Annotated in this window: 5 protein-coding genes; 2 read left to right on the top strand and 3 right to left on the bottom strand. The window is 76.8% G+C overall.

Features of this window, described 5'->3' with window-relative positions; genetic code table 11:
• The first annotated feature begins 77 nt into the window (after positions 1-77).
• The gene (serC, locus tag GTR00_RS15040; RefSeq protein ID WP_166612414.1) at positions 78-1,226 is read left to right on the top strand and encodes a phosphoserine transaminase; all 1,149 of its coding nucleotides are present in this window, start codon (positions 78-80) and stop codon (positions 1,224-1,226) included.
• 110 nt (positions 1,227-1,336) lie between these two features.
• Positions 1,337-1,636, top strand: coding sequence for a DUF1540 domain-containing protein (locus GTR00_RS15035; RefSeq protein ID WP_166612413.1), 300 nt, complete (start codon positions 1,337-1,339; stop codon positions 1,634-1,636).
• Here GTR00_RS15035 and GTR00_RS15030 read toward each other — a convergent pair.
• The 3 genes from GTR00_RS15030 to GTR00_RS15020 all read right to left on the bottom strand — a co-directional run.
• Positions 1,621-2,859 carry a class I SAM-dependent methyltransferase gene (locus GTR00_RS15030; protein WP_166612412.1) on the bottom strand — a complete coding sequence of 413 codons (1,239 nt, stop codon included), beginning with the start codon at positions 2,857-2,859 and terminating at the stop codon, positions 1,621-1,623. The two genes, GTR00_RS15035 and GTR00_RS15030, sit on opposite strands and share 16 nt — an antisense overlap.
• 60 nt (positions 2,860-2,919) lie before the next feature.
• Positions 2,920-4,218 carry an MFS transporter gene (locus GTR00_RS15025; protein ID WP_166612411.1) on the bottom strand — a complete coding sequence of 433 codons (1,299 nt, stop codon included), beginning with the start codon at positions 4,216-4,218 and terminating at the stop codon, positions 2,920-2,922.
• Positions 4,215-4,623: MarR family winged helix-turn-helix transcriptional regulator (locus tag GTR00_RS15020; protein WP_166612410.1), on the bottom strand; the 409-nt coding region annotated here is incomplete at its 5' end. The genes GTR00_RS15025 and GTR00_RS15020, both read right to left, overlap by 4 nt.

Raw genomic sequence — 4,623 nt, 5'->3', positions numbered from 1 at the left:
TCCCCGGCGCGTCCCCGGCGCGGCCCCGGCGCGGCGCCCGGCGCCGCGCACCGCCGCGGTGCGGGAGGATCCACCCCGTGAGCGAGGTCCCCGACGTCCGCATCCCCGCCGAGCTGCTGCCCGCCGACGGCCGCTTCGGCTCCGGGCCCAGCAAGGTCCGCCCCGAGCAGGTCGAGGCGCTGCTGCGCGCCGGGCGCAGCGTGCTCGGCACCTCCCACCGCCAGGCCCCGGTGAGGTCCCTGGTGCGCCGCGTGCGCGAAGGGCTGGCGGAGCTGTTCGCCCTGCCCGCGGGGTACGAGGTGGTCCTGGGCAACGGCGGCTCCACCGCCTTCTGGGACGTGGCCGCCCTGTGCCTGGTGCGCGAGCGCTCCCAGCACCTGGTGCTGGGGGAGTTCTCCGCCAAGTTCGCCGCCGTCGCCGCCGGCGCCCCCTTCCTCGCCGAGCCCGTCGTGGTGCGCGGCGAACCCGGCACGCTGCCCCGCCTCGGCGAGGTCGCCGGGGGCGTCGACGTCGTCGCCTGGCCGCACAACGAGACCTCCACCGGCGTGGTGGCGCCCGTGCGCCGCCCCGCCGGGCCCGGCCCGGCCGACGGCGGGCCCCTGGTGCTGGTGGACGCCACCTCCGGCGCCGGCGGGATCGCGGTCGACGTCGCGCAGACCGACGCCTACTACTTCGCGCCGCAGAAGTCCTTCGCCTCCGACGGGGGGCTGTGGCTGGCGCTGCTCTCGCCGGCCGCCCTGGAGCGCGTGGACGAGCTGGCCGCCACCGGCCGGTGGGTGCCGCCCTCGCTCGACCTGCGCACCGCGGTGGAGAACTCCCGCAAGGACCAGACGTACAACACCCCCGCGGTGGCGACGCTGGTGATGCTGGCCGAGCAGGTGGAGTGGCTGCTGGCGCGCGGCGGGCTGGCGTGGGCCGCGGCGCGCACCGCCGAGTCCGCCGCCGCCGTCTACGGCTGGGCCGAGCGGCGCGAGTGGGCCGCCCCCTTCGTGGCCGAGGAGGGCGCCCGCAGCCCCGTGGTGGCCACGATCGACCTGGACGCCTCGATCGACAGCGCCGCCGTGCAGGAGGTGCTGCGCCGCAACGGGGTCCTCGACGTCTTCCCCTACCGCAGCCTGGGGCGCAACCAGCTGCGCATCGGGCTCTTCCCGGCCGTGGACCCCGAGGACGCGCGGGCCCTGACGCGGTGCGTGGACCACGTCGTCGAACGGCTCGGGGGAGCCTGACCCCTGTTCCCCGCGGCCACGAAGGAATGCCTCACCTCGCTTTTCCGGAAAGGGGCAGGAAAGGCATTCCTTCGTGGCGGGGAATGCGCCCCGCCGTTACCGTGGGCGCCATGGCGACCGTGAACCTGGACCTGACCCCCATCCACCAGTGCTCCGTCAGCGGGTGCACCTTCAACGCCGACGTGAGCTGCCACGCCCCGACGATCACCGTCGGCGACCACGGCGCGAACCACTGCGGCACCTTCCTGGGCCTGCCCACCAAGCACCGGACGGCTCCCGACGGCCACGTCGGCGCCTGCCAGCTCGCCGACTGCACGCACAACGCCGACCTCACCTGCACCGCCTCCGCCATCGACGTCGGCACCGCGGACAACGGTGAGACCAGGTGCCTGACCTACAGCGCGGCCTGAGGCTCCCGGTCGTCGGCCGCCCGCGCGGCCAGGGCTGAGCGCACCGCCGCCAGCTCCGGGGCCAGCGCGGCCGCCAGGGCGGGCTGCACGCCCCACTGCCGGCACAGCCCGTCGAACTCCGCCAGGTGCTCCGCGCGCGGTGCGGACCCCGTCCGCACCGCGCGCAGCAGCGCGTTGCGCGGCGTGTGGGCGGAGTCGATGAACTCCACCACCTCCACCCGGTAGCCCAGCAGCTGCAGCACCAGCGCCCGCAGCGCGTCGGTGAGCACGTCGGCGAAGCGCTCGCGCAGGATCGCGTGGCGCACCACCGGGCCGCGCTCGCCCGAGGCCGCGATCTGCCGCTGCACGTCGCGGTGGCAGCAGGGCGCGGCCAGCACCAGCGGCGCCCCCCAGCGCACCGCCCGCGCCAGCGCCTCGTCGGTGGCGGTGTCGCAGGCGTGCAGCGCCACCACCACGTCCGGGCGCTCGCCCGGCGCGAACGGTTCCGCCGCGGCGATGCTGCCGCGCTCGAAGCCCAGCCCCTCCAGGCCCGCCTCGCGCGCCGCGCGCCGGCCGTGCTCCAGGACGTCCTCGCGCACGTCCACGCCCACCGTGCGCAGCTCGCGCCCGCGGCCGGCGGCCTGCTGCGAGAGCCAGCGGTGCGCGGCGAAGGTCAGGTACGCGTTGCCGCAGCCCAGGTCCACCGCCCGCACCACCGGACCGGCCTGCTCCAGCACCCCCGGGGCCAGCGGCGCCAGCTGGCGCACGAACGCCTCCACCTGCCGGCGCTTGTCCCCGCCGGCGCCCAGCACCCGGAAGACCGGGTCGTCGGGGTCCACCAGGCGCTGCTTGGCGCGGTCGTGGGCCTGCGGCCCCGCCGGCGCGGCGTCCCCGCGCGCCGCGCGGTGCACCTGCGCGGCGCCCTTCTTCGTCACCCGCACCTGCACCGTGCCGGTGGCGGTCTCCACGTGCCAGTTGCCGTAGGGCTGGGCCAGCAGCTCGTCCACGGCCGCGCCGGCCTCGGCCGCGGGCACGTTGCGCGTGCTCACCACCGGGCCGGTGCGGGCGGTGAGCTGCAGGTGCGGGCCCGGGCGCAGCGCCACCGGGCGCACCTCCACCCGCTCGTGCTCCGGCGGCTCCACCCCGCGCCGGCGGCCCGCCGCGACCGCCCGCACGAGGTTCTGCTCGTCCAGCAGCAGCGTGCGGACCTCGGACAGCGCGGCGCTCAGGTCGGTGGTGGGCACGCCCCCATTGTCCGCCCGCCGCGCGGGTGCCCGGGACCGCGCGGGAGCGCGCGGGAGCGCTCAGGCCGCCGCGACGTCGCGCTCGTCGCCGCCGTCGGGGGAGCGCACCGGCACCACGCGCAGGTGCGGGGTGGTGCGGAAGGAGTACGTCACCCGCACCCTCGCCCGTCGCAGCACGAACACCGCCACCGCCACGGCCGCCAGCCCCGAGGGGATCGAGCCCACCAGCACCGACCACTCCGCGCCGAAGCGGGTGCCCACCCAGCCCACGAACGGGCCGCCGACGACCGTGCCGCCCTGCATCAGCGACATGTACAGCGCCATCACCCGCCCCCGCACGCGCGGCTCGGTGCTCATCTGCACCGTCGCGTTCGCCGCCGTCAGCAGCGTCAGCGACGACAGCCCCAGGAAGGGCAGCACCGCCAGGTACAGCCAGTAGTTGGGCATGAGCGCCGAGACCGAGGCGATCACCGCGAACGCGCCGGCCGCGCCGACCACCAGGCGCCAGCGCGGGCGCTCGCGGCGCGCGGCCACCAGAGCGCCCAGCAGCGAGCCGACGGCCAGCACGGTGCCGGCCACGCCGAACGCGGCCGCCTCCCGCCCGTACTTCACGCTCGTGATGAGCGCGGAGGTGAGCTGGAAGTTCAGCCCGAAGGTGCCCACCACGCCCACCAGCGCGAAGATCGCCATCAGGTCCGGGCGGGCGCGCACGTAGCGCAGCCCCTCGCGCATCCCGCCGGTGCCCTTCGCGGGGCGCTCGCGGCGCACCGGGTGCTCCGGGCGCATCAGGTGCAGGGTGGTCAGCGGCGCCAGGAACGACAGCGCGTTGATCAGGAACACCGGGCCCGTGCCGAACCAGGCGATGAGCAGCCCGGCCAGGCCGGGGCCGATCAGGCGCGCGGAGTTGAACGAGGCGGAGTTCAGGCCGATGGCGTTGGGCAGGTCCTCCGGCGGCACCAGGCTGCTGACGAACGTCTGGCGCACCGGCCCGTCGATCGCCGAGGCGCAGCCCAGCAGGGTGGCCAGGACGTAGACGTGCCACAGCTGCGCGGCCCCGGAGAGCACCAGCGCGGCCATCGCCAGGCCCAGAAGCAGCATCGCCGCCTGCGTGGCCATCAGGGTGCGCCGCTGCGGGAAGCGGTCGGCGACCCAGCCGGCCACCGGCGCCAGCAGCAGGATCGGGCCGAACTGCAGGCCCGTGGTGATGCCGCCGGCGGTGCCCGAGCCCTCCGTGAGGACCTGGATGACCAGCCAGTCCTGGGCCACGCGCTGCATCCAGGTGCCGGTGTTGGAGACGATCGCGCCGGAGGCCCACAGGCGGTAGTCGCGGTGGCGCAGCGAGCGGAAGGTCCGGTTCACTCCTCGACCACCGCGCGCAGCAGGCGGGCGGCCTCGGCCAGGGTGGCGCGCTCGCCGGCGTCCAGGCGGGCCAGGCGCTCGCCCAGCCACGCCGCCCGCCGGGCGCGGGTGTCCTCCACGGCGGCGCGGCCGGCGGCGGTGGGGGAGACCAGCACCTGCCGGCCGTCGTCGGGGTGGCCGGTGCGCTGGACGTAGCCGGCCCCGGCCAGGGCCGCCACGGTGCGCGTCATCGACGGCGGGCGCACGTGCTCGGCCTCGGCGAGCTCGCCGGGGGTGCGCGGGCCGTGCGCGTGCAGGTGCGCCAGGACGGAGAACTGCGCGTCGGTGAGGTCCTCCACGCTCTTCTGCGAGCGCAGCCGGCGGGCCGTGCGCAGCAGGGCGACGCGCAGGTCGACGGCGAGCCGG

The organism is Kineococcus indalonis (assembly GCF_009906395.1).
GTDB classification, from domain to species: Bacteria; Actinomycetota; Actinomycetes; order Actinomycetales; family Kineococcaceae; genus Kineococcus; species Kineococcus indalonis.
Note: the sequence above shows the minus strand (reverse complement) of the source record. Positions and strands in the feature narration are given on the sequence as shown.